Origin of the sequence: Pseudomonas sp. WS 5410 (assembly GCF_012985645.1) — a bacterium.
Taxonomy (GTDB): domain Bacteria; phylum Pseudomonadota; class Gammaproteobacteria; order Pseudomonadales; family Pseudomonadaceae; genus Aquipseudomonas; species Aquipseudomonas shahriarae.
The window spans coordinates 457761-483307 of record NZ_JAAQWS010000002.1 but is presented as its reverse complement, the minus strand read 5'-3'; the positions used below and the strand labels follow the sequence as shown (position 1 = coordinate 483307).

Here is a 25547-nt window from a genome sequence, read left to right as displayed (position 1 = left end):
TCTTATGGAAAAGTACACACCTCATTACGATTTGGCGGTGATAAAGGCGGATGTCAGGCGGCTTGGAAGGAACGCAAAACCATCAGTGTCCAGGGCATGGAGCGTCGGGTCGACACTCTTTCAGGCTGGGAATGCGAAGCCTGTGGTGACGGCTTTTGGGACCCCGATACCGATAGTGCGGATCACTATGCAGAAGCGGGTGATGAGTTGGTTCTCGCCGCGCGAAAAATGATCGGCGCCGAGATAAAACGCATCCGCCGAGGGTGCTGATTTGTTCGGTGCCTTCACCTCTACCGTGAACAGCGACACTGAAGTACTCAACGCTTCCTAGCCGCAAAAAAAACCCGGCGCCAGGCCGGGTTGGTCTCAAACATCCATCAATGCAAAATCTGACTCAAGAACAACTTGGTCCGCTCATTCTGCGGGTTGTCGAAGAAGTCATTGGGCGCCGCCTGTTCCACGATCTCGCCCTTGTCCATAAAGATCACGCGGTTGGCCACGGTGCGCGCAAAGCCCATTTCGTGAGTCACGCACAACATGGTCATGCCGTCTTCGGCCAGGCCGATCATGGTGTCCAGCACCTCCTTGACCATCTCCGGGTCGAGGGCCGAGGTCGGCTCGTCGAACAGCATGATTTTCGGCTTCATGCACAGGGCACGGGCAATCGCCACGCGCTGTTGCTGGCCGCCCGACAATTGCCCCGGGAACTTGTGGGCCTGCTCCGGAATGCGCACGCGCTCCAGGTAGTGCATGGCGATTTCCTCGGCCTTGCGCTTGGGCATCTTGCGCACCCACATCGGCGCCAGCGTGCAGTTCTGCAGGATGGTCAGGTGCGGGAACAGGTTGAAGTGCTGGAACACCATACCCACTTCCCGGCGCACGCTTTCGATCTGCTTGAGGTCATTGGTCAGTTCCACGCCATCGACCACGATGCGCCCCTGCTGGTGCTCTTCCAGGCGGTTGAGGCAGCGGATGGTGGTGGATTTGCCCGAGCCCGACGGCCCGCACAGCACGATGCGCTCGCCCTGCTTGACGTTGAGGTTGATGTCTTTCAACACATGGAACTGGCCGTACCACTTGTTGACGCCCTGCATCTGGATAATGCCTTCAGGGCTCACCGGCTGTTTGATTGCTTCGCTCATCAAAAAACTCCTAACGCTTGTGGCCAGTGTCGAGCTTGTGTTCCAAATGAATGGAATAGCGCGACATACCAAAACAGAAAATCCAGAACACCAGGGCCGCGAACACATAGCCTTCAGTGGCCATGCCCAGCCATTTCGGGTCGGCGGCGGCTTGCTTGACGCTGTTGAGCAGGTCGAACAAGCCGATGATGATCACCAGGCTGGTGTCCTTGAACAGCGCAATAAACGTGTTGACGATGCCGGGGATCACCAGCTTCAGGGCTTGCGGCAGGATCACCAGGCCCATGCTGCGCCAGTAGCCCAGGCCCATCGCGGCGGCCGCTTCGTACTGCCCCTTGGGAATCGCCTGCAAGCCACCGCGCACCACTTCAGCCACATAGGCCGACTGGAACAGGATCACGCCGATCAGGGCCCGCAGCAGCTTGTCGATGCCCATGCCTTCAGGCAGGAACAGCGGCAGCATCACCGACGACATGAACAGCACGGTAATCAACGGCACGCCGCGCCAGAACTCGATGAAGGTCACACACACCACACGAATCGCCGGCATGTTCGAGCGTCGCCCCAGCGCCAGCACAATCCCCAGGGGCAAGGCCCCGGCGATGCCAACGGTGGCGATGACCAGGGTCAGCATCAGGCCGCCCCATTGGCTGGTGGCGACGTTGGTCAGGCCGAAGATCCCGCCGTGCAGCAGGAAGTAGGCGATGATCGGGTACAGCACCAGAAAGCCCAGGCCATAGACCGCCTTGCGCTGAAACCGCGAGATAAACAGCGGTGCCACGCCAATCACGGCCAGCCACACGGTGAGGTCCACGCGCCAGCGCAGGTCGCCGGGGTAGTAGCCGTACATGAACTGCCCGAAGCGCTGTTGGATAAACACCCAGCAGGCGCCTTCCTTGGTGCAGTCGGCGCGGGTGGTGCCGACCCAGTTGGCGTCGAGGATCGCCCACTGCAGGATCGGTGGCACCACCAGGTACACCAGGTAGAACGCCAGCAAGGTCAGCAGGGTATTGAGCCAACTGGAAAACAGGTTGGCGCGCATCCATGCCATCGGGCCAAAGACTTTGTTCGGCGGCGGCATATCAGGTTTGAAAGTATGGGAAGTCATGCGGGTGTCCTCACCGTTCGATCAGCGCAATGCGCTTGTTGTACCCGTTCATCAGCAGGGAAATGCTGATGCTGATTGCCAGGTACACGCTCATGGTGATGGCTATGACCTCGATGGCCTGGCCGGTCTGGTTGAGCACCGTGCCGGCAAACAGCGAAACCATTTCCGGATAGCCGATACCGGCGGCCAGGGACGAGTTTTTCGCCAGGTTCAGGTATTGGCTGGTCAGCGGCGGGATGATCACCCGCAGGGCTTGCGGGATGATGACCTTGCGCAGCGTGGGCCCGGGGCGCAGGCCCAGGGAGCGCGCGGCTTCGGTCTGGCCGTGGCTGACCGACTTGATGCCCGAACGTACGATCTCGGCAATAAACGCTGCTGTGTAAACCGTGAGCGCCAGGGTCAGCGCCAGCAGCTCGGGGATCAGAACCCAACCGCCGACGAAGTTGAAGCCCTTGAGTTCCGGCATTTGCCAATGTACGGGCGCGCCAAACAGCAACGTGCACAACGCCGGGATCACCAGGAACAGCGCCAGGCCTGCCCAGAATTTATGGAACGGTACGCCGGTGGCTTCAAAGCGTTTATTGGCCCAACGGCTCATCAACACAATGGCGATGATCGCCACCACCACGCTGACGACAAACGGCCAGAACCCGTCGGCCGCGACGGCCGCCGGCATGTTCAGGCCACGGCTGCTGACAAAGAAGGTGTCGCCGAAGTTATGGCTGTTGCGCGGCCCCGGCATGGTCAGGAACACCGCGAAATACCAGAACAGGATTTGCAGCAGCGGCGGAATGTTGCGAAACACCTCCACATACACCGTCGCCAGTTTGCTGATGATCCAGTTCGGTGACAGCCGGGCCACGCCGATGATAAACCCGAGGATGGTGGCTAGGACCACACCGATCACGGTGACCAGCAAGGTGTTGAGCAGACCGATCACAAAGACCCGGGCATAGCTGTCCGATTCGGTGTAGTCGATCAAATGTTGAGCGATGCCGAAACCGGCGCTGCGCTCGAGGAAGTCGAAGCCGGAGGTAATGCCCCGGTGCTGAAGATTGGTTTGCGTGTTGTTGAACAGGTACCAGCCCAACGCGACCACCGCCACGATGGTGATGATCTGGAACAGCCACGCACGCACTTTTGGATCACTGAAGCTGAGCTTCTGTTTTGGTGCGCCGATTTGAGTTTGCATTAAGTGCCCCGCAAAAAATGGAACAGAACATCACCCGGCGGTTGGCCCACCGGGTGATAGAACCATCAGCGATCAGCGCACAGGAGGTGCGTATTGAATGCCACCGTTGTTCCACAGCGCGTTCAGGCCACGGTCGATTTCCAGCGGGGTGCTCTTGCCCAGGTTGCGCTCGAACACTTCACCGTAGTTACCGACCTGCTTGACGATCTGGACCACCCAATCCTTCTTCACTTTCAAGTCTTTGCCGTATTCGCCGTCAGCGCCCAGCAGACGAGCAACGTCCGGGTTCTTGGTGGCCTTGGCTTCAGCCTCGACGTTTTTCGAGGTGATACCGGCTTCTTCAGCGTTGAGCATGGCGTAGCCCACCCAGCGCACGATGGCCAGCCACTCGTCGTCGCCATTACGCACGACCGGGCCCAGGGGCTCCTTGGAAATGGTTTCCGGGAGGACCACGTAGTCTTTCGGCGCGGCCAGCTTGCTGCGCTGGGCGAACAGTTGCGACTTGTCGGAGGTCAGCACGTCGCAGCGCCCGGACTCCAGGGACTTGGCGCTTTCATCGGAGGTGTCGAAGGTGATCGGGGTGTACTTGAGGTTGTTGCCACGGAAGTAGTCGGAAACGTTCAGCTCGGTGGTGGTACCGGCCTGGATGCAGATGGTTGCACCGTCCAGTTCCTTGGCACTTTTCACGCCCAGCTTGTTGTTGACCAAAAAGCCGATGCCGTCGTAGTAGGTGATGAACCCCGGGAATTTCAGGCCCATGCCCGCATCGCGGGAGCTGGTCATGGTGGTATTGCGCGAGAGGATGTCGACTTCGCCAGACTGCAGCGCGGTGAAACGCTCCTTGGCATTCAATTGGCTGAACTTGACCTTGGTCGCGTCGCCGAACACCGCAGCGGCCACAGCGCGGCAGTAGTCAGCGTCAATCCCGAGGATCTTGCCGCTGGCATCCGGCACCGAGAAACCCGGCAGGCCGTCGCTGACGCCACATTGCACAAACCCTTTCTTCTGCACTGCATCCAGGGTGGCACCGGCCTGGGCCAGACCACTGATCCCCAATACGGTTGCCGCAGTCACGATGGCCAGGGTGGACTTCAATACCTTCATTCAAACCTCCAGTTGCTCTTGTTGTGTCGGAGCTCGAACCTCTGCGCACCCTTATGAGGCGATATCGACCCGTGTTGGCTTTTTTTGGGGTCAAGCAGCAAGAGGCTGTCGCTGTCATTGCAGCGGCTATCCCAGAGGCGGTAGTCACTGATAGTGTTACCGTCCCCGGATAGTTCTGACATCGACCTACACATAGCAAGCGCCGTACCAGAGTGTCAGCTGAGTCGTTTCAGCCCAGGATCAATCGCAAAACAGTCAACCATGCGACATCTTGTTAACTGAGCCGCCTTGCACGAACTGCCTTGTCGCATCTCTTCGGCGCGCACGCACATTTATGGAGCAAACATGACCGACCCCTTGATTCTTCAGCCCGCCAAGCCCGCAGACGCCTGCGTAATCTGGTTGCATGGCCTGGGTGCCGATCGCTACGACTTCTTGCCAGTGGCGGAGGCGTTGCAGGAAACCTTGCTGTCCACGCGCTTTGCATTGCCCCAGGCTCCGACCCGTGCGGTGAGCATCAATGGCGGCTACGAGATGCCAAGCTGGTACGACATATTGGCCATGACCCCGGCACGGGCCATCAGCCGTGAACAGCTGGATGAGTCGGCAAAAATGGTCATTGATTTGATCGACCAACAAAAAGCCAGCGGAATAGACGCCTCGCGCATTTTCCTTGCCGGCTTTTCCCAAGGAGGCGCGGTGGTCCTGCACGCCGCCTTTATGAAATGGCAGGGAGCCTTGGGTGGCGTGCTTGCCCTCTCCACTTATGCACCGACGTTCAGCGATGAACTGGAACTGTCCGCCAGCCAGCAGCGCATTCCGGCCCTGTGCCTGCACGGCCAGTACGATGAAGTGGTGCAGAACGCCATGGGCCGCAGCGCCTATGAGCATTTAAAGCAGCAGGGTGTCACCGTGACATGGCAAGAATACCCAATGGGTCACGAAGTGTTACCCGAAGAGATCCGCGATATCGGTCAATGGCTAAGCCAACGCCTTGGCTAAAAAACCGCCATTGTGTAGCCGCGTGTCCAACGCACTACGCCGCGCCCGATTCTTGCATTACACTGGCCGGCGTACATTCCTTAACCAATTGATGAGATGACCGTGCTCAAAGCACTCAAGAAGATGTTCGGTAAAAGCGAGGCTGAACCACTCGCCCCTGTTCCCAGCGCCCCGGCCCAAACTTCCGGCAGCCGCAATGACGGTAAACAGCCTGGCCGAACCGCGCCCGTTGCCTCGCCAAAACCAGCGCCTGCCACGCCTGCCGTCCCGGCTCCAGCCGCCCAGCCCGTAGAAGAACCACCGCGCGTAGAAAAACCGCGCCGCGAACGTGCGCCAAAACCGGTGGTAAAGCCGTGGAAACTGGAAGACTTCGTGGTTGAGCCCCAAGAGGGCAAGACCCGCTTTCACGACTTCAAGCTGGCCCCGGAATTGATGCATGCCATCCAGGACCTGGGCTTTCCATACTGCACGCCGATCCAGGCCCAGGTACTGGGCTTCACCCTGGCCGGCAAAGACGCCATTGGCCGCGCCCAGACCGGTACCGGCAAGACCGCAGCGTTCCTGATCTCGATCATTACCCAGCTGCTGCAAACCCCGCCGCCCAAAGAGCGCTACATGGGCGAGCCACGGGCACTGATCATCGCCCCGACCCGGGAGCTGGTGGTGCAGATCGCCAAGGATGCCGCCGACCTGACCAAATACACCGGCCTCAACGTCATGACGTTCGTGGGCGGCATGGACTTCGACAAACAGCTCAAGCACCTGGAAGCGCGGCACTGCGACATCCTGGTCGCCACCCCGGGCCGTTTGCTGGACTTCAACCAGCGTGGTGACGTACACCTGGACATGGTTGAAGTGATGGTGCTGGACGAAGCCGACCGGATGCTCGACATGGGGTTTATCCCACAAGTGCGTCAGATCATTCGCCAGACCCCACCGAAAAACGAACGCCAGACCCTGCTGTTCTCCGCGACCTTCACCGAAGACGTGATGAACCTCGCCAAGCAGTGGACCACCGACCCGTCCATCGTCGAGATCGAGGCGCTGAACGTCGCCAGCGAAAACGTCGAACAGCATATCTATGCGGTGGCCGGTGCCGACAAATACAAGCTGCTCTACAACCTGGTCAACGACAACGGTTGGGAGCGGGTCATGGTATTTGCCAACCGCAAGGACGAAGTGCGGCGCATTGAAGAACGCCTGGTTCGCGACGGCGTCAATGCCGCGCAACTGTCCGGCGACGTGCCGCAGCACAAACGCATCAAGACCCTGGAAGGCTTTCGCGAAGGCAAGATCCGCGTGCTGGTGGCCACCGATGTGGCAGGCCGCGGGATTCATATCGACGGCATCAGCCACGTGATCAACTTCACCCTGCCGGAAGTGCCGGACGACTACGTACACCGTATCGGCCGTACCGGGCGTGCAGGCGCTGCCGGTGTGTCGATCAGCTTTGCCGGGGAAGACGATTCGTATCAATTGCCGTCGATCGAAACCTTGCTGGGCCGCAAGATCAGCTGCGAAACGCCGCCGACGCATTTGCTGCGTCCCGTAGAGCGTAAACGCCCTTAAGCTGGAATGCGGTAAAAGATGTGGGAGCGGGATTGCTCGCGAACGCAGTGAATCAGTCAATATGTCCAGAGACTGACACACCGCATTCGCGAGCAAGCCCGCTCCCACATTTGCTTTCAGCGCTTTCACATTCAAGGAGGAACACATGAACCAGGCCGACTACATCATCATCGGCGGCGGTATTGCCGGTGCCTCCGCCGGTTACTGGCTGTCCCGACACGCCCGCGTCATCGTGCTGGAGCGTGAGTCCATGCCGGGCTATCACTCCACTGGCCGCTCGGCCGCGCTGTATATCGCCGCCTACGGTACCCCGCAAGTGCGCGCCCTGACCCTGGGCAGCCGCGACTTCTTCGATCACCCGCCCGCAGGTTTCAGCGAGCATCCGTTGCTCACGCCCCGTGGCGAACTGCTGGTGGACCTGCTGGGCGATCCTGACGAACTGCAGCGCCAATACCTGAGTGCCAAGGCCCTGGTACCCGAGACGCAGCTGCTGAGTGCCGAGGAGGCGCTGCACAGGCTGCCGATCCTGCGCCCGGAAAAAGTCCACGGGGCGATCTACGACCCGACGGTCTGCGACATCGACACCGACGCGCTGTACCAAGGCTATCTACGTGGTATCCGGCGCAATGGCGGAGAAATCCACACCGACAATGAAGTGCAGAAACTGACCCGCGACGGCGAGGGCCAGTGGCACGTGCGCACTTCGCAACAACGCTTCAGCGCCCCGGTGATCCTCAATGCCGCCGGCGCCTGGGCCGACACCATTGGCGAGCTGGCCGGAGCGCGGAAGATCGGCCTGCAACCCAAGCGGCGCAGCGCCTTTATCTTCGCGCCACCCGCCGAGGTGAATAGCCACACCTGGCCGGAACTGGCGGCCCTCGACGGCTCGTTCTACATGAAGCCCGACGCCGGCATGTTCCTCGGCTCACCGGCCAATGCCGACCCGGTGGCGCCCCACGACGTGCAACCCGAAGAGCTGGACATTGCCACGGGCATCTATCACATCGAACAAGCCACCACCCTGAGCATCCGCCGCCCGACCCGCACCTGGGCAGGGTTGCGCAGCTTTGTCAGCGATGGCGACCTGGTGTGCGGGTTCGATCCACAGGTCGAGGGTTTATTCTGGGTCGCGGCCCAGGGCGGTTATGGCATCCAGACCTCACCGGCGATGGGCCAGGCCAGTGCGGCATTGGTTCGCCACCTGGCGTTACCCGAGGCGTTGCAGCGTGCCGGCCTGACGGAGGCGATGTTATCGCCCCGGCGCCTGGGTTGATTGCAGGCACGGTACCCTGCTGGATCATCCTTGATACAACTGCGCAATGATGGGCTGGCGAATGCGCGACGCCTCGTCTCTGAATGCCTGGTAATAGCCTGCACTGCTGGCCGGCATATCCACCAGGCGACTGCCCGTGGCTTGCGGCTGGGGATGGGCCGAACCGGGAGCACCTGGCACGGGTTGGGCAGGATCGCCACCACCCGAGCCTGCCGATGTGGTTCTGGCCTCTACCGAGCGACCAAAGTTGGTACTTCTCAATACGAAACGGGTGACCCCGTAAATCTTGCTGAAGCTAGTGATTCCCTGTTTATCGGTGAACTTATAGCTCAAGCCCAGCATCCGCTTGCCAGCCGCCAGAAAGCTGGCCCCCAGTGGGGCGTCAAAAAAGCTGCTGTACTTGACAAAGTCCTTGGCCGTGCTGGCCTTGAGAGCCGCAGTGTAGGCCATACTTGCCGACGTGTAGGCCCCCGCAAAGCTAACTACCCATGACGCCACAGAGAACCCGAAAGATGCCCACCCCAGGTTTTGGATGTGGTGCGAACGGTCCCAACCCATCGCCCTGTCGACCTCAGCGATACTCAAGGCTGCGACACTAAGCGTTCCCCCAACCACCCCCAACGATGCAGCCCCCAGCAGCGCCGCCTTGGAAGCAACAACCATCCCCGCCGCAGATGCCGCCGCCGTTCCAGCTGCCGCCGCATATGCCGCTACCGCGGTAACAAATCCGGGAGCCGCAAAACCTACCGTCACTATCGACAACACCAGCGCAACTCCGGTCAATACCCACTTCAACCAGTTCGGCAACAACCCGCTGGGGTCCATTAGGTTGACCGGATTACCAGCACAGTAGGCATAGCTGTTGATCCCCCCCTCGTCAAAAGGGCTCAGCGGATCAGGCTGCAAGAACATCATCAGGTGAGGATCGTAGACCCGTTGACCGTTGCCGAGAAAGTAGAGGTTGATCGCCGCATCCAGCCGTTGACCATTCAACGCCGGCAGTTGCAGATCAGCCATGCTACGGACCTTGCCGTCATCCAGCGGGATTTTCGTATCGCCGTAGGGCGTGTAGTGTCGCCGCACATGGGCCTGGCCTGGGGCCGATACGCCGCGCACGCTACCGCTGGCATCGTTCATATGCAGTTGCAGCCCGTCGACGCCCCCGCTGCGTGCCATCACCTCATCCCCGCCGTCGGCGTAGCGGATCTTTTTATTGCCTTCAACCAGAGTCTCCAGCCGGTCGCCGGCGTATGCCAGCATCACCGGCGGCTCACTGCCCCGGGACGCCAGTACCTGACGGGCCTCGGCATCGTATTGGTAGCTGTACTTGAGGGGACCGGCCTGCACTGTGGTCAACTGCTCAAAACCATTGTAGGTATAGGCCTGGCCCGCCGGGTGTGCCTGCAAGTTGCCCGCCGCGTCATACGTCAGGGTGACATCCTGCGCCGGGCGTGTGTGGGTCAGCCGGGTCAGTTGAGTGGGATCGGCACCGGTAAAATAACGCTCGCAGGTGTCTTGCGTGCTGTCGGCAAACGTCGTGACAACCCGAGTAATGTTATTGAGGCTGTCAAAGCTGAAATCCTGCCCGACAATGCCACGCCCCAGATGATCCTTGGGGTGTTCGGGCCCCGTGCAGCGATAGGTCTTGAGCCGCAGAAAGGCATCGTAGGTGAAGGTTTCGCCGATCACCAGGCGTGAGCCGGCGTCCTTGAGTTCCCGTGTCGCCAACATACTGTTGAGGTGATACGTGCTGGTCATGACCTGGAACAGCGCACCGTTCTGCTCGAAGCGGCGCTCGGCTTCCCGACCCAGCGAGTCATAGGACAGCTTGGTAACGACTCGCGTGCTTTCATAGGCGGTGCTCAGGACATGCGGCCGGCCCAATGTATCGTAGGTTTGCTCAATGACTATGGCGCCAGTGGTCATCTTGGAGAACCGCCCGAACACATCGTACTCAAGCTGGCTGGACTGGCCGTCGGCGGAAGTTTGCTGCAGCAGGCGCCCGCCAGGGGAATAGCCATACTGCGAGGTCAGGACGTTGCCGTTGGCGGTTTGGATATCCTTTTCAGGACGGCCGTTGGCATCCATAACGAACTCATGGATCAAGCCATTGGTCTCGGAACGTGTCATCGCACCGGTAACCGGGTCATGCCGGTAGGTGCTCGCCGGATGGCCCGACATCTCAATCCGAGTCGGCACATCCAACTCTGTGTCATAAGCCAGGGTCTGGCGAACCCCACGGGAGGAAACCATGGTGAACGGTTCCATCTCTCCGGCCTTGTACTCCCAGGTCGTGGCCTGCCCCGATGCCCCACGCGTCTGGCTGGTCATTCTGCCGAGGCTATCGTAGGTACGGGCCCCCAGCCGTTTATTGTCGACCGTAAAAGCACTGGCCAATTCACTGCTGGTGCCGGGGGCGTAATCCGTTTTACGCAGCCGATGAGGAGTGCCATCTATTGGTTTTTGAAGGGTCGTCAGCACCCGGTCGAACACGTCATAGGTCAGCTCAGTGGACGTTTTATTGACATCCACTGCCGTCACGCAGCGCCCCAAGCCATCGTAGGTATACGACGCCAGCTCCACTTTATTATTGTTGGCATCCAGGCGCTCCACCTTCATTGGTTGGTTATGCGTATTGAAATAGGTCAACAGCCGTTCACCTCCAACCACGCCCTCCTCCGTAAGATTGAGCCGCGGGTCATACTCGTTGATGACAACACGGCCGTCGGCGTGGGTGACGCGGCTGGCGTTGCCCCACTTACTGTAGGAGTGGACGCTGCGCAACGAGCGTTGCCCGTTGGTCACGTAGTCGCTCTTGACCACTTCCACAGTTTGCCCAAGCGCGTCATAACGCCAAGTGCAGGCGACTCGCTCCTGGCTCGAGCCGATCAATTGTGCTTCGGACACCTGGCGTCCGGCACCGTCGTAGTAGGTAATCGTCTTGTTACCTTGCGCGTCCGCGGTAATCAGATGGGCACGCTTATTCTCTTCGGCAAAATGGTAAGCGTATTGCCGCGTCGCTTTCTGCGGCGCTCCAAGAGCTACGGTTTCTGCGGTCAGCCGGCCATTGACGTCGTACGCTAGGCCCATCGTGCTGCCGCCATCTCGCGTTAACGACAACAGGCGTCGACTGACCATCGAAAGCGTGCGTTTTGCCTCAAGCCATTGACTTCCTTGTTCTTCGCGCCCTTTCAACCGTCGGGTTTCGATCAGGTTATCGCCTTCAATGACGTAACTGAAATCACTGGTCAACAGCTGCCCGCCGACCGTACTGGTGCTGCTCTTCAACCGGCCAGCCAGCGCCACAGGGGTTTCGTAGTAAGTCTGCTGCATCACTAGCACACCAGCCTGGCTGCTCGATTGCTGTAGCACAAAATAACTACTGCCCGTCTGGGGGACGCGCGTATGGGTATATTCCGTGAGTCGCGCGGTAGGCGTGCCTCCTACAGGTACGAGTCGCTCTTGTTTGAGGTAGCGCTGGAACAATTTGTGGGGGTCCGCCGGGCATTTGCCTCTTTCGCCGGCAATCGGGTAATAACTGTATTCGGTGCGAATGCCAGAGGGTTCGGTGCGGCTGAGTTCGTTGCCATAATCATCGGTTTCGATCTGCTGGATCTCTTCCCTCGAGGTGCCACCAGCTACGAGTTCATAGCGATTGGTAACGGTTTTGGGCAGTTGGAAGTTCGCGGGCTGGCTGGGAAATAGACCGGGGAGCGTGTTATAGGTGATATTTACTTTACTGCGCGTTCCCTCGCGTAGGACCTGCTTTTCGGTCAACAGGTGAAACTTATTGTAGGTGGTACGAGTGACGCTCAAGACCGTATTGTTATTGGCCGCGTCAATGCTTTTCTCCTCAGTCCAATAGTCATAGGCGCCGCTAATCAGATACAGGTTGTCCTCACCCTCTTTGAAACCACCCGCATAAGGGAACCCCGTGAAGTTCTGCCCTGGACTGTAATCATAAGTCCGGATCATTGGAGGTTGATTGGCACCTGGAGTCTGCGTCCAACTGGACACACGGGGGATGAATTGGTTGTTGCCATATTGATGACCGTTCTCGGTATAGTTGATCTGCTCAGTTCCGCCCATCGGCGTTTGCACCCGCTCAATCGCAACCAAGCCATTACGAAACGGCGTCCTGTATACAAACGTATAGGCAGCAACCCCCGGCGCACCACTACGATCGTAAGGCGCAGTGACACCTGTAAGGCGATCATTGATCTGTGTAAATCGCGTACGCGCATAACGCCCCCCCTCGACACGTCTATCAGCCGTTTGCAGGCGCCCACTCGCGTAGGTCAGTAGCAGCAACTCTTCCTGTTTGTGATTGAGGATACGCTCAAGAGAACCACCTGGGGCATAGCCGAATCTGAAGACCTCACCATTTTCAAATCTTATGGAAGTAATTCGATAAGGGAGCGTACTACTGGTACGCTCCAAAACTTCAATCGTGCCATCCCGATAAATCACATGCAGCGTGGTTTCATTCGTTCGCCTTACCACTAGATCTTTAAGTTTTCGATCCTTGAAAACCATCATTCCGCCAACAGAAGGCATACCTTGCGTCTTAAATCGCTCGCCGCTAATCAACGTGAGTTGCGCACTGGAAAGGTCAAATTCCGTATTACTCAGGCGCCACCCCAACCCATAAGGTACACGGCCAGGCTCAAACATTGAAAATAACAAAACAATACTGCGACTGACCTCGAGAGGCCCCTCAGGAGATAATTGAGCCAAATTGATTTGGGCACCATACTGACCTGTTCGTGGATCGACGGAACCGTTCAAGTACGAGGAAAAATTAAATGCGTTGGAATAGACATTCATGGTAAGCACCTGTTCTGAAGACGAGACGCACAAATCTAATCAGCTCTCATAATCCAACAACTCAATATTTTGCCTACTTCCACGCATAGTATATACATGCATGCAGCCATAATTATCGACTAGTCGCCAAGGTGTGTTGCCCTCCCCTTCAAACATGGGGAGCTCAATGGAAACCCATAACGCACGCATAATCGTATTTACTCGATTAAATCTCAGAATATGATAATTATCTGACAAGTTTTCATGTATCTCATCAAGAGAGGGGCTTGACCCAGGCTTATCGTGGCCCACTACAACTCCGCCTTTTCTATCAACTCCACCGGACCCATTAACAAAAGACGTCTGAAAGTAACGCCCCTCCCAAGGGACCCACATGGGTGCGTCTAACCCCATTTGGGAGATAAACCTCACCCCAGGCGGGGGCAACCAATACCAAACATCAATATCGGTCTTCGTATTGTGATTCCAATAAGCGTGATCCACAGTAAGTATAAGATCACGAACTCTCACTCGATAAGGCTGCCGAGGCGAGATATTCACCCAAGCATTAAACTTTGAATCCCCTTCGTTAAAATTCGTGGTATAAACTTTACCATCTATAATTATCTTAGCCATAAGCCTCCGACTCTCCATTGAAGCGCCGGTTTCCAAACGCATAAATCGCTCAACTATCTCTATAGTATCCAGCGCCCCACTCTTTTGTTGCGTAGTGTTCTCCCCAATTCCGCCCTCCTCTGCGTCTTGTATCTCTCGAATCCAAAGTCCGGTATCATATATATTTTTCACGGTATCGCAGGACCACCCCCCCGGTAGAGGCTGGTTCACATTTGGAGAATATAATGTGACCGCTACACTGGCTTTTTCATCCTCCCGCAGGAGCGTGCTCTCCCAATTACCATTAATCCCTTCCTGCACCATAGTGACTTCAATAAGAACTTTGCACTGATGCCGGCCATTGGCATACAGCGCGTCAGTAGAATCCTGACCATTAGCAAGGACGATGTGGAAGTGCTGAGGTCGCCTTGCTAACTTAACGGGCTCCACCGTCAGACGATTGCCACTTTCATAGGGAACTATTTTAAATACATGAAGATTCCCATAGTTATCCCGCAACCGCCACTTGCTATTCAAAACCTCATGCGGAAGGTCCGGAATCTGTGTAGTAAGTTTAACCGCGCACATAACACGATTACTTATCCGATGAATCACTGGATCCTCACCTGGATTTACAACTGGAAGATACTGGTGAACCATACTCAACCGTAAAGTACTGCTCGAAGACCCAGAGAAAACTCCTCCTTTATAATTACCCGAAAGTCCATAAGACGTCTGAAAGGAGGTCCCTTCATTTGGCACCTCCACTGACTCATTCAACCCATAATTATGAACAAACCACAAACCATTAACACCTTCCCAATAGTACATATCAATATCAAGAAGCCCTGTAATATTTAAAGCATCATAATCAACAATCAAATCAAGCTCTGTAGAAAGCAATACTGGGGGCACCGTGGGCTTGATAAATACCGACGACTTAAAATCAGTCGGATATTCGGAATAGCTGTTAGTAACCGTCTCTCCGTCCAACACAATAGTCGCCATGAACTGTACAGCCTTGAGAGAGACATTTTCCTCAAGGCGCATATAACGCCTGACAATCTCTACCCCCGCGTCAACAACCGTATTGTTTGGCAGACTCTCGCCGAGTTCTTCCCCAGTACGATTCCAGAGTCCTGGATCATATTCGTTCTTCTGCGTATCGCAACTCCACCCGCTGCCTACACTGGCATTATCCGCGATAGAAACAGGTACGATTTTTACACTCGCTCGCTCACTATCGGTTAAGGAGGCTTGACTCCAGACACCTTTTTTCCCCAAAACCTGCTTTAAAACCTCAACTACAACTTCAACTTGATGATACCCATTGGCATAAAGTGCATCCGTATAGTCAGTGCCATCAGCAAACCTGACCTTAAAATGCACAAGCCGCATATTATGTGATTGCCTGATCATCTCGTTCTCCAAAAACCGCATCCATCGCCGTAGCGCGAACTTTCTCGAAACCAAATTCGATCTGAAATTCCACGAACTTAGATATCGAACACTTAGGGAGATTAGAGACCAGGAAAAAAGAGAAAGTAACTGTTAAAATTGACAGTTAATTAGCTGAAATAGAAATAACTTAATGAACCTTTATAACTATAAACCACAGCCATGACTGCGTGTTCTTGCAAGCGCCACCCAATGATAAACAATCAGGCTTTCCAGCGACCCGCCGCCGCATGATCACTCTCTCGCCCCTCAACCCACCGCGCCCCCTCACTGGTGTTCTCCTTCTTCCAGAACGGCGCCCGGGTCTTGAGGTAGTCCATCACAAACGCACAGGCATCAAACGCCGCCTGGCGGTGGGCACTGGCAGCCGCGACGAACACGATGGGTTCGCCGGGCTCCAGGGCGCCGATGCGGTGCAGCACTTCGAGCTTGAGCAGCGGCCAGCGCTGCTCGGCTTCGACGGCGATCTTGGCCAGGGCTTTTTCGGTCATGCCGGGGTAGTGTTCAAGGAACATCCCCGCCACATCGAGGCCATCGTTGAAATCGCGTACATAGCCGACAAAGCTCACCACCGCACCCACACCCACGTTGGCCGCGTGCATGGCGTTGACTTCGGCTCCGGGGTCAAAGGGCTGGGCTTGCACACGAATGGCCATGGTCAGCCTCCGGTCACGGGCGGGAAGAAGGCGACTTCGTCACCGGCCTGCAAAGGCTCGTCGAGGGAGCACAGTTCCTGGTTGCGCGCACACATCAGGCTGGCCTCGTTGAGCACCTCGAAGCCCGCATCAGCCGCCAGTGCCAGGCGCACGGCATCGACCGTGGCGAAGTCGCCTTCGACCTCCAGGGAGTCCAGGCCTATCGCCTCGCTGTAGCGTGCAAAAAACAGTACGTTGATGCTCATGCCTGGTCCGCCTTGAAATGCCCGCTTTTGCCGCCGAGCTTTTCCAGCAGGCGGATGTTCTCGATGGTCATGCCACGGTCCACCGCCTTGCACATGTCGTAGATCGTCAACGCGGCAACACTGGCGGCGGTCAGGGCTTCCATTTCCACGCCGGTCTGCCCGGACAGCTTGCAGCGGGCGATGATGTGCACGGTATTTTCCCCTTCGGCTGCCAGCTCAACCTTGACGCCCGTCAACATCAGCGGATGGCACAGGGGGATCAGGTCGCTGGTCTTTTTCGCCGCCTGGATCCCGGCGATGCGCGCCACGGCGAACACGTCGCCCTTGGGATGGGCGCCGTCGACAATCATTTGCAGGGTCTGGGGCAGCATGCGCACCCGCGCCTCGGCCACGGCTTCGCGGAACGTCACGGTTTTATCGGTGACGTCGACCATGTGGGCACGGCCCTGGGAATCGAGATGAGTCAGCACGGGGATACTCCTGATCAGAAGCCCCGATTGTAAACCCAACGCAGATCAAAAGGTGGGAGCAGGCTTGCCTGCGATAGCGCAGTGTCAGTCACCAACGCCATCGCGGGTAAGCCCGGCTCCCACAGGAATTGAGGTGAACCGGGCGATGGAGGTATCGCCCGGTTTCGGATTACAGGTGGGATTCGGCGTATTCGGCCAGAATCGAGCGAGGGACACCCTGCAAGGCGATGTGCACGCCGTTCGGGAAATCCTTGAAGCGTTCCGTCAGGTAGGTCAGCCCGGAGCTGGTCGCGGACAGGTAGGGAGTGTCGATCTGTGCCAGGTTGCCCAGGCACACCACTTTGGAACCGGCGCCGGCACGGGTGATGATGGTTTTCATCTGGTGCGGCGTGAGGTTCTGGCATTCGTCAATCAGAATCAGGCTCTGCTGGAAGCTGCGACCTCGAATGTAGTTGAGGGATTTGAACTGCAACGGCACTTTGCTGAGGATGTAGTCGACGCTGCCATGGGTGTTTTCGTCATCCATGTGCAAGGCTTCGAGGTTGTCGGTGATCGCCCCCAGCCACGGCTCCATTTTTTCTGCCTCGGTGCCGGGCAAAAAGCCGATCTCCTGGTCCAGGCCCTGCACGCTACGGGTGGCGATGATGCGCCGATAACGCTTGGTGACCATGGTCTGCTCGATGGCAGCCGCCAGGGCGAGGATGGTCTTGCCCGAACCCGCCGCGCCGGTCAGGTTGACCAGGTGGATGTCCGGGTCGAGCAGCGCGTACAGCGCCAGGCTCTGGTAGATATCACGCGGTTTCAGGCCCCAGGCTTCCTGGTGCAACAGGGGCTCCTGATGCAGATCGAGGATCAGCAGCTTGTCGACCTGGATCTCTTTGATCCAGCCCACGAAGCCCTGTTCGTCGATGATGAACTCATTGATATGCACCGCCGGCAGGTTGTCGGTCAGTTGCACCTGGTGCCAGGTGCGGCCATGGTCCTGGCGGGTCTCAACCTTGCTCACGCGGTCCCAGAACGAGCCGGTCATGGTGTGATAACCACGGGACAGCATCGACACATCGTCGACCAGTTGATCGGTACTGTAGTCCTCGGCAGCGATCCCACACGCTCGTGCCTTGAGGCGCATGTTGATGTCTTTGGTCACCAGCACCAGGCGCAGGTCCTTGTCGCGCGCGTGCAGGTCGATCAGTTGGTTGATGATCTTGTTGTCGTTGAGGTTTTCCGGCAGCAGGCTGTTGGGCTCGCTGCGCTTGCTCATCAGGATCGACAGCAAGCCCTTGGGCCCGCTCTTGCCACGCTGGATCGGGACGCCGACTTCCACATCATCGGGCGAGGCCTCGCCCAGGGTCTTGTCAATCAGGCGGATCGCCTGGCGGCATTCGGCGGCAACGCTGTGGTGCCCGCTTTTGAGTTTATCGAGCTCTTCAAGCACGATCATCGGGATGGCGACGTGGTGTTCTTCGAAATTGAGCAACGCGTTTGGATCGTGAATCAATACATTGGTATCAAGCACATAAAGGATTGGCTGGTCGGAAGAAGGGTTACGTCCATGATCATCCATACTCGGTCACCTTTGTGGGAGCCAGTCGACGCAATACCACAACAGTGCTGCGCCTCGATTCGAGCGCCGAATACACCGCAAAGGGAGTCTGGGAAGACGCCACCTGTGGTGCAGGTTTCGGCGATCTGACTTCGTAATACCGCAAAACCCATGACAGGAAAAAGCACTTTGACGCTTTTTTGAAGTTTATTTTTCAGGATGACGAATAGCACTGGCGGGCCGCCACGCACCCCGCTAAAGTCGGAAGTCCGCCTGCATCGAAATGTCGCAGCAAATCACCCCAAAAAACCCTCATCCCCAACAGGGCCGGGCTTTTGCCCTTTTCAGCGAAACGCTTCCCGACAATCCTGCCAACCCAGCCCACTTTGCGCCGTTGCCTGTAGCAACAGCGGCAATGCGACCCGCGCCTTGTCCTGGGTGTCGTGGAACACAATCACCCCTTTACGCCACAACAACATCAGCGTCAGCACCCGCTGGGCCGACTCGTCGGCCTTGAGCAGGCCCGGTTCATCCTGGGAGTCGATATCCCACAATGCCACTTGCAGGCCCTGGGCCCGGAAAAAGCCCTGGCTGTCAGCCCGGCGCTGGCCATAGGGTGGGCGGAACAGCGGCACGTAGTTTTCCGGCAGCAGGTTCTGGGTCAGCGACGCACTGCGGGTGATCGAGCCTTGCCAGTCAACCCAATGGCTGTGGGAACGGTATTGCCAGCCCTGGATGCCCACGCACTGACCCTGGTACAAACCCTGCACATCGACGGCCGAGGTCTTTTCCAGGCGGGTTTGCAGGCTGTTGCCCAGGACAAAGAAGGTGGCTGTCATTTTCTGCTTGCGCAGGTAGTCGGCCAGCCAGTCGGTCTGACCGCCCAGCGGTGACGGGCCGCCATCGAAGGTCAGTAAAAACAGGCGGTCGTTGAGTTCATCGCCATTGCGCTCGAAATCCCCAAAACGCGCCACTTCGCTGCCGATCTGCGGGAACAGCGCGGCCTTGCGCAGCAGTTCATCCAGGTAGCGTTGGTGAAACGCGCGGCTGGGACCGGCCCAGCCTATATAGAAAGATTGCTCGCTCACCTCGAACTTGCCGGCTTGATCGCGCAGGTCGTCGAGGTTGTCCACCAGATAGCAGAATGAGGCGTCCTGTTCGCAGCTTTGCTGGGCGAACATGTAGTTCTCCAGCAACCGCTGCCAGAGGTGGCGGCGCAGGTCGTCGATAGCGCCCTGGTTGACGATCTTCAGCCCCAGGCGCTGCTTGAGGGCCGGTTCATCCAGGGCCTCGCTGGCCAGCAGCGCGTTGGCGAACATGAGGATTTCGGCGCGTGATGCCACATCAAACAGCGCCGGGCTGCTGAGTTTTTCCGGCCAGGTGCCACGGTCCAGGGTCGCGACATCCACACTGGCCGCCTGGGCGCCCAGGCACGTCAGCCAGGCGCACACTAAAAGCGCAATTCGCACAACAGGTCTCCCCCTCCTGATTCGTCGGCCACTATAGCCGATCACCATCCTCCCACAGGGATAACCGTATGGCAGCTATTGGCGTGATAGGTGGAGTCCAACGCCCCAACCCCCTAGAATCCCCCGACGATTACAGGAGACGACTTCATGCTGACGGTGATTTCCCCCGCCAAAACCCTCGATTTCGAGACCCCGCCGGTAACCCAGCGCTTTACCCAGCCGCAATACCTCGACCACTCCCAGGAGTTGATCGAGCAGTTGCGCGAGCTGAGCCCGGCGCAGATCAGCGAACTGATGCATGTTTCCGACAAGATCGGCGGCCTCAACGCCGCACGTTTCGGCAGCTGGACCCCGGCCTTCACCCCGGCCAATGCCAAGCAGGCGCTGCTGGCCTTCAAGGGCGACGTCTACACCGGCCTCAATGCCCAGACCTTCAACGACGCCGACTTCGCTTACGCCCAGGACCACCTGCGCATGCTCTCGGGCCTGTACGGCCTGCTGCGTCCCCTGGACCTGATGATGCCGTACCGCCTGGAGATGGGCACCAAGCTGGGCAACGCCCGTGGCAAGGACCTGTACGCCTTCTGGGGCACGCGGATCAGCGAATGGCTCAACGAGGCCCTGGCTGAGCAGGGCGATGATGTGCTGCTGAACCTGGCCTCCAACGAATACTTCTCGGCGGTCAAGCGCCCAGCCTTGAACGCGCGGATCATCAATACCGAGTTCAAGGACCTGAAGAACGGCCAATACAAGATCATCAGCTTCTACGCCAAGAAGGCCCGGGGCATGATGAGCCGCTTTGTCATCGAAGAGCGCATCAACGACCCGGCGCAGCTCAAGCAGTTTGATGTCCAGGGTTATCGCTTCAGTGCCGAGCAGTCCAAGCCGGATAACCTGGTATTTTTGCGCGATCACGCACCGGAGTAGGTCGCCAGTACAGCGCAAATCCGATGTGGGAGCTGGCAAGCCTGCTCCCACATTTTTTCCGTATTTCAAATGCGGAATCGTCATTACTTTGACGTCAAAAATATTTCTTCAGATTTCCTAACGTTTCTTTCACTCGACATTCGTCAGAATTTTTCGTAGTGGCACCACTTTTTTCAAACAGTAGTGGCACAAAACTATATCCCCGCGTCAACTCCCTATAACCACTAGCCCAATCCGCAAGTGCTATCAATATAGTACTAGTGCCATCTTTCCTAATATTTCAAGAAATTTCCAGAAACAGGATGAGCGGCCAGGAACTATGTCCTTCAGTGCCGCTCATACCACCGGTAACGATTATCTCTGTTCTTGTGCGATATGACTTACACAGCGACCAACGGAAGTAGCAAAGTTGTCATATTCAACTTTGACCCTTCGGTCTAATTAACAACTGTTTAGTTGAGGGCGGGCGATAAGGTTGCATGACCATCCCCTACAAGGCCAAGGCTGAGCCTACCCAAATGGGTCAGTGAGACAACCCAATGCGTTGATAGATAAGGGCTTTATGTCCATATCAAGGCGTTGCGGCACTGACGCCAGACCCTTCTCACCGAAGGCTGGCTGCATTTCAGGGCAAGCCCCAACAATAAGGCCAAGTTGCGCACAACTTGAGTGCATTAGTTAGTCACTCGACTTTTAACATGCCTGTACATGGCAATGCTGTGTCTATTCACCGCATTACCTAGTGCATGAGTGACGCTTGAAAACATGAACTCCAGCCATCTAATGGCGTGATAAAGATAGAGGTAAATGCGATGCGCATCAGCATATTTGGTTTGGGTTACGTGGGCGCAGTATGTGCCGGTTGCCTGTCTGCACGGGGCCACGAAGTGGTCGGCGTAGACATTTCCAAGGATAAGATCGACCTGATCAACGCGGGCAAATCCCCCATCGTTGAACCCGGCCTGGGCGAACTGTTGAGCCAGGGCATTGCCACCGGCCGCTTGCGCGGTACCACCAACTTCGCCGACGCCATCCGCGATACCGACCTGTCGATGATCTGTGTCGGCACGCCGAGCAAGAAAAACGGCGACCTGGAACTCAACTACATCGAGGCGGTATGCCGCGAGATCGGTTTTGTCCTGCGTGACAAGACCACCCGCCACACCATCGTGGTGCGCAGCACCGTGTTGCCCGGCACCGTGGCCAACGTGGTGATCCCGATCCTCGAAGACTGCTCCGGCAAAAAAGCCGGCGTCGACTTCGGTGTCGCGGTCAACCCGGAGTTCCTGCGCGAATCCACGGCCATCGCCGACTACGACCTGCCACCGATGACCGTGATCGGTGAACTGGACAAAGCCTCCGGTGATGTCCTGCAATCGCTGTACGAAGAACTCGATGCGCCGATCATCCGCAAGGACATCGCCGTTGCCGAGATGATCAAGTACACCTGCAACGTGTGGCACGCCACCAAAGTCACCTTCGCCAACGAAATCGGCAACATCGCCAAGGCCGTAGGCGTCGATGGTCGCGAAGTGATGGAAGTGGTCTGCCAGGACAAGACCCTCAACCTGTCCCAGTACTACATGCGCCCCGGCTTTGCCTTCGGCGGCTCGTGCCTGCCAAAAGATGTGCGCGCCCTGACCTACCGCGCCAGCACCCTGGACGTGGAGGCGCCGCTGCTCAACTCGCTGATGCGCAGCAACGAATCCCAGGTGCAGAACGCTTTCGACATCGTCTCCAGCCACGACAAGCGCAAGGTCGCCCTACTGGGCCTGAGCTTCAAGGCCGGCACCGATGACCTGCGTGAAAGCCCACTGGTGGAACTGGCGGAAATGCTTATCGGCAAGGGCTTCGACCTGAGCATCTACGACAGCAACGTCGAATACGCCCGTGTGCATGGGGCCAACAAGGACTACATCGAAGGCAAGATTCCCCACGTGTCGTCCCTGCTCAACTCGGACTTCGACGATGTGATCAACAACAGCGACGTGATCATCCTCGGCAACCGCGACGAGAAATTCCGCGCCCTGGCCCAGCAAGCCCCGCACGGCAAGCAAGTGGTCGACCTGGTGGGCTTTATGTCCCAGGCCACCAGCGTCAGTGGCCGTACCGAAGGCATTTGCTGGTAACAGCAACGGCAAGTTTCAAGCTGCAAGTGTCCTGATCCCCAGCGCTTGCAGCTTGAAGCCTTCTTCACCTTCGGATGACGCTTATGTCCAAGTTAAAACACGTACTGCTCCAATCCGCCGGCTGGCTGGTCTTTCTGAGCCTGCTGATGGGACTCGCCCTGCTGCTGCCGGCGAGTACGTTCGACTCCGAGTCGAAGAATTTTATTTTCCTGATTGGCGCCGTGGGTATCTGGCGCTACTCGATGGGTGCTACGCATTTCTTTCGCGGCATGCTGTTCCTGTACGTGGTCTACCCGCACCTGCGGCGCAAAGTGCGCAAGCTGGGCAAGGCGGCGGACCCGTCCCATGTGTTCCTGATGGTTACCAGCTTTCGTATCGACGCATTGACCACGGCCCAGGTCTACAGCTCGGTGATCCGCGAGGCCATCGAGTGCGGTTTCCCCACCACCGTGGTCTGCTCCCTGGTGGAAATGTCCGATGAGCTGCTGGTCAAGAGCCTCTGGGAAAAGATGAACCCACCGGCTCACGTCAAGCTCGACTTCGTACGTATCGCCGGTACCGGCAAGCGCGACGGCCTGGCCTTCGGTTTTCGGGCGATCTCCCGCCACCTGCCGGACGACCGCGCCGTGGTGGCGGTGATCGACGGCGACACCGTGCTCGCCGAAGGCGTAGTGCGCAAGACCGTGCCGTGGTTCCAGCTGTTCGGCAATGTCGGCGGCCTGACCACCAACGAGTTCTGCGAAGTGCGCGGCGGCTACATCATGAGCGAGTGGCACAAACTGCGCTTCGCCCAACGCCACATCAACATGTGCTCCATGGCCCTGTCCAAGCGCGTGCTGACCATGACCGGACGCATGTCGGTGTTCCGTGCCAGCGTCGTCACCGACCCCGGTTTTATCGCCGACGTGGAAAGCGACTCGCTGCAACACTGGCGCCTGGGCCGTTTCAAATTCCTGACCGGCGATGACAAGTCCAGCTGGTTCAGCCTGATGCGCCTGGGTTACGACACCTTCTACGTGCCCGATGCGGCGATCAACACCGTGGAACACCCGCCGGAAAAGAGCTTTATCAAGGCCAGCCGCAAGCTGATGTTCCGCTGGTACGGCAACAACCTGCGCCAGAACTCCCGGGCCCTGGGCCTGGGCATGGGCCGCCTGGGTCTGTTCACCAGCGTGGTGCTGTTCGACCAGCGCGTGTCGATGTGGACCTCTCTGCTCGGCCTGACCGTGGCGATCATCGCCACCTTCAAGTACGGCGGTGCGTTCATCCTCGCTTACCTTTTGTGGATCGGCATCACCCGCCTGATCCTGACCCTGTTGCTGTCGTGCTCGGGACACAAGATCGGCCCCGCCTACCCGGTGATTCTCTATTACAACCAGATCATGGGCGCGCTGGTGAAGATCTACGTGTTCTTCCGCCTCGATCAACAGTCCTGGACCCGCCAGGACACCAAACTGACCCGCGATTTGGCCAGCTTTCAACGTTGGTTCAACACCTGGTCGTCTCGGACCATGACCTTCTCCGCCGGCAGCATTTTCGTCGCCGTGTTGCTGATGATGGTCTGACCCTGCCAAGCCTGAATTAACTTAAGGAAATGCCCTGATGAACAGTCAAGTAAACGCCAACGTTGTCCACGAATCCGAAGCCCAGCGCCAACACGCCCGGGTGAAAATCCCGGCCAAGCTGCGCTTCTTCGGTGCCGACCGCACGCCCATGGAAGTGCGGGTCATCGACCTGTCCGCCGGCGGCCTGGCCTTCAATGCCGCCCAGCAACCGCTGAAGGTCGGCGATGTGCATAAAGCGCGCCTGCAGTTTGTCATCGACAACCTCGGCCTGGCGATGGACGTGGAGCTGTTGATCCGCTCCCACGACCGCCAGACCGGCCGCACCGGCTGCCAGTTCCAGAACCTGGATGCCCAGGATATTTCCACCCTGCGGCACCTGATCACTTCGCACCTGTCCGGCGATATCGTGACCATGGGCGATGTACTGGCGACCCTGCAGCGCGACAACTTCACCAAGGCACGCAAGGTCAAGGACAGCGGCAGAGGCATGAGCGCCTTTGGTCGCCTGCGCGCCGTGACGTTCAGCCTGGCGATCTTCCTGGTGGGCCTGGCGGCATTCGGGTTTGTGTTCAAGTCGGTGTATGGGATGTACTTCGTCAGTCATGCCCAGGCCGGCCTGGTCAGCGTGCCGGGGATGAACGTCACGATGCCCCGCGACGGCACCGTGCAAAGCCTGATCAAAGACAACGGCGTTGCCGCCAAAGGCGTGCCACTGGCGACCTTCAGCACCAGCATGCTGGATGTGCTCAAGGGCCACCTGGACGAAGACCAGCTGCAACCGGCCAAGGTCGAAGAGCTGTTCGGCAAGCAAATGACCGGCACCCTGACCTCCCCTTGCGACTGCATCGTCGCCCAGCAACTGGTGGCTGATGGTCAATACGCGAGCAAGGGTGATGTGATCTTCCAACTGGTGCCGCGCGGCAGTCAGGCGAATGTCGAGGCGCGCTTCTCCTATCGCCAGTTCGGCGACGTGCGCCCAGGCACCCCGGTGAGCTTCCAGGTCGCCGATGAAGAACAGACCCGCACCGGCACCATCGTCAGCAGCACCAGCCTCAACAGCGCCGACCTGTCCTCGGATATCCGCGTGCAGATCAAGCCCGATGCCCCGCTGGACAGCGCCTATGCCGGCCGCCCCGTGGAAGTGACCAGCGACCGTGGTCCGTCCCTGAACTGGCTGATTGATAAAGCCATGGCTGCTGGTTTGTAAGCGAGGATTTGCCTGTGAACCCTATTTCAAGAACAACACAATCCTTGTGGGAGCCCACTCCTGTGGG

At 58.0% G+C, this 25547-nt stretch carries 19 protein-coding genes and 1 pseudogene; 8 read left to right on the top strand and 12 right to left on the bottom strand.

Going from position 1 to position 25547, the window contains the following annotated elements; translation table 11 throughout:
* Positions 1 to 4: 4 nt before the first annotated feature.
* Positions 5 to 76, top strand: a pseudogene (locus HBO24_RS29475) (type II toxin-antitoxin system MqsR family toxin); the annotation flags it as partial.
* Between the two features lie 44 nt (positions 77 to 120).
* Here the strand turns inward: HBO24_RS29475 and HBO24_RS29470 are convergent.
* The 5 genes from HBO24_RS29470 to HBO24_RS05650 all read right to left on the bottom strand — a co-directional run bounded on the left by HBO24_RS29470 (position 121) and on the right by HBO24_RS05650 (position 4546).
* A complete protein-coding gene (locus HBO24_RS29470) occupies positions 121 to 309 on the bottom strand; it encodes a hypothetical protein (protein ID WP_057444441.1) in 189 nt (62 codons plus the stop codon).
* A 68-nt stretch (positions 310 to 377) separates the two neighbouring features.
* The gene (locus tag HBO24_RS05665) at positions 378 to 1142 is read right to left on the bottom strand and encodes an amino acid ABC transporter ATP-binding protein (protein ID WP_045062117.1); all 765 of its coding nucleotides are present in this window, start codon (positions 1140 to 1142) and stop codon (positions 378 to 380) included.
* Between the two features lie 10 nt (positions 1143 to 1152).
* Complete coding sequence (locus HBO24_RS05660) at positions 1153 to 2250, bottom strand: amino acid ABC transporter permease (RefSeq protein WP_115128940.1); 1098 nt, start codon at positions 2248 to 2250, stop codon at positions 1153 to 1155.
* A gap of 10 nt (positions 2251 to 2260) precedes the next feature.
* The gene (locus tag HBO24_RS05655) at positions 2261 to 3442 is read right to left on the bottom strand and encodes an amino acid ABC transporter permease (protein ID WP_115128941.1); all 1182 of its coding nucleotides are present in this window, start codon (positions 3440 to 3442) and stop codon (positions 2261 to 2263) included.
* A 72-nt stretch (positions 3443 to 3514) separates the two neighbouring features.
* Positions 3515 to 4546, bottom strand: a complete 1032-nt coding sequence (locus HBO24_RS05650; RefSeq protein WP_057438245.1) for an amino acid ABC transporter substrate-binding protein — start codon at positions 4544 to 4546, stop codon at positions 3515 to 3517.
* A gap of 345 nt (positions 4547 to 4891) precedes the next feature.
* On the opposite strand from HBO24_RS05650, the gene HBO24_RS05645 reads away from it, so the two are divergent.
* From HBO24_RS05645 to HBO24_RS05635, 3 genes are all read left to right on the top strand, one after another.
* Positions 4892 to 5548, top strand: coding sequence for an alpha/beta hydrolase (locus tag HBO24_RS05645; protein ID WP_170059393.1), 657 nt, complete (start codon positions 4892 to 4894; stop codon positions 5546 to 5548).
* A gap of 96 nt (positions 5549 to 5644) precedes the next feature.
* Positions 5645 to 7117 carry an ATP-dependent RNA helicase RhlB gene (gene rhlB, locus HBO24_RS05640; RefSeq protein ID WP_057958535.1) on the top strand — a complete coding sequence of 491 codons (1473 nt, stop codon included), beginning with the start codon at positions 5645 to 5647 and terminating at the stop codon, positions 7115 to 7117.
* A 145-nt stretch (positions 7118 to 7262) separates the two neighbouring features.
* On the top strand, positions 7263 to 8390 hold the full coding sequence (locus HBO24_RS05635; RefSeq protein ID WP_057958534.1) for an FAD-binding oxidoreductase: 1128 nt from the start codon (positions 7263 to 7265) through the stop codon (positions 8388 to 8390).
* Between the two features lie 24 nt (positions 8391 to 8414).
* On the opposite strand, the gene HBO24_RS05630 is transcribed toward HBO24_RS05635, so the two are convergent.
* The 7 genes from HBO24_RS05630 to HBO24_RS05600 all read right to left on the bottom strand — a co-directional run bounded on the left by HBO24_RS05630 (position 8415) and on the right by HBO24_RS05600 (position 19652).
* On the bottom strand, positions 8415 to 13217 hold the full coding sequence (locus HBO24_RS05630) for an RHS repeat-associated core domain-containing protein (RefSeq protein ID WP_170059392.1): 4803 nt from the start codon (positions 13215 to 13217) through the stop codon (positions 8415 to 8417).
* Positions 13218 to 13256: 39 nt separating this feature from the next.
* Positions 13257 to 15230 (bottom strand): hypothetical protein, encoded by a 1974-nt coding sequence (locus HBO24_RS05625; protein ID WP_170059391.1) that lies wholly within the window; start codon positions 15228 to 15230, stop codon positions 13257 to 13259.
* A 242-nt stretch (positions 15231 to 15472) separates the two neighbouring features.
* Positions 15473 to 15925 (bottom strand): molybdopterin synthase catalytic subunit MoaE, encoded by a 453-nt coding sequence (moaE, locus tag HBO24_RS05620; protein ID WP_057958531.1) that lies wholly within the window; start codon positions 15923 to 15925, stop codon positions 15473 to 15475.
* Between the two features lie 2 nt (positions 15926 to 15927).
* Positions 15928 to 16170 (bottom strand): molybdopterin converting factor subunit 1, encoded by a 243-nt coding sequence (gene moaD, locus HBO24_RS05615; protein ID WP_057438235.1) that lies wholly within the window; start codon positions 16168 to 16170, stop codon positions 15928 to 15930.
* On the bottom strand, positions 16167 to 16640 hold the full coding sequence (gene moaC, locus HBO24_RS05610; RefSeq protein WP_057438233.1) for a cyclic pyranopterin monophosphate synthase MoaC: 474 nt from the start codon (positions 16638 to 16640) through the stop codon (positions 16167 to 16169). The genes moaD and moaC overlap by 4 nt, the downstream gene beginning before the upstream one ends.
* A 169-nt stretch (positions 16641 to 16809) precedes the next feature.
* Positions 16810 to 18204, bottom strand: a complete 1395-nt coding sequence (locus tag HBO24_RS05605; RefSeq protein ID WP_057438231.1) for a PhoH family protein — start codon at positions 18202 to 18204, stop codon at positions 16810 to 16812.
* A 323-nt stretch (positions 18205 to 18527) separates the two neighbouring features.
* Entirely contained in the window at positions 18528 to 19652 is a 1125-nt protein-coding gene (locus HBO24_RS05600) for a polysaccharide deacetylase family protein (RefSeq protein ID WP_170059390.1), read from the bottom strand.
* Between the two features lie 147 nt (positions 19653 to 19799).
* On the opposite strand from HBO24_RS05600, the gene yaaA reads away from it, so the two are divergent.
* From yaaA to HBO24_RS05580, 4 genes are all read left to right on the top strand, one after another.
* Positions 19800 to 20579, top strand: a complete 780-nt coding sequence (yaaA, locus tag HBO24_RS05595; protein WP_057438227.1) for a peroxide stress protein YaaA — start codon at positions 19800 to 19802, stop codon at positions 20577 to 20579.
* Between the two features lie 812 nt (positions 20580 to 21391).
* Positions 21392 to 22708 carry a nucleotide sugar dehydrogenase gene (locus tag HBO24_RS05590; protein WP_057438225.1) on the top strand — a complete coding sequence of 439 codons (1317 nt, stop codon included), beginning with the start codon at positions 21392 to 21394 and terminating at the stop codon, positions 22706 to 22708.
* An 83-nt stretch (positions 22709 to 22791) separates the two neighbouring features.
* Positions 22792 to 24273 carry a mannuronan synthase gene (gene alg8 / locus HBO24_RS05585; protein ID WP_162947770.1) on the top strand — a complete coding sequence of 494 codons (1482 nt, stop codon included), beginning with the start codon at positions 22792 to 22794 and terminating at the stop codon, positions 24271 to 24273.
* 37 nt (positions 24274 to 24310) lie between these two features.
* Positions 24311 to 25480, top strand: coding sequence for an alginate biosynthesis protein Alg44 (locus HBO24_RS05580; protein ID WP_170059389.1), 1170 nt, complete (start codon positions 24311 to 24313; stop codon positions 25478 to 25480).
* The last annotated feature ends 67 nt before the right edge of the window (positions 25481 to 25547 follow it).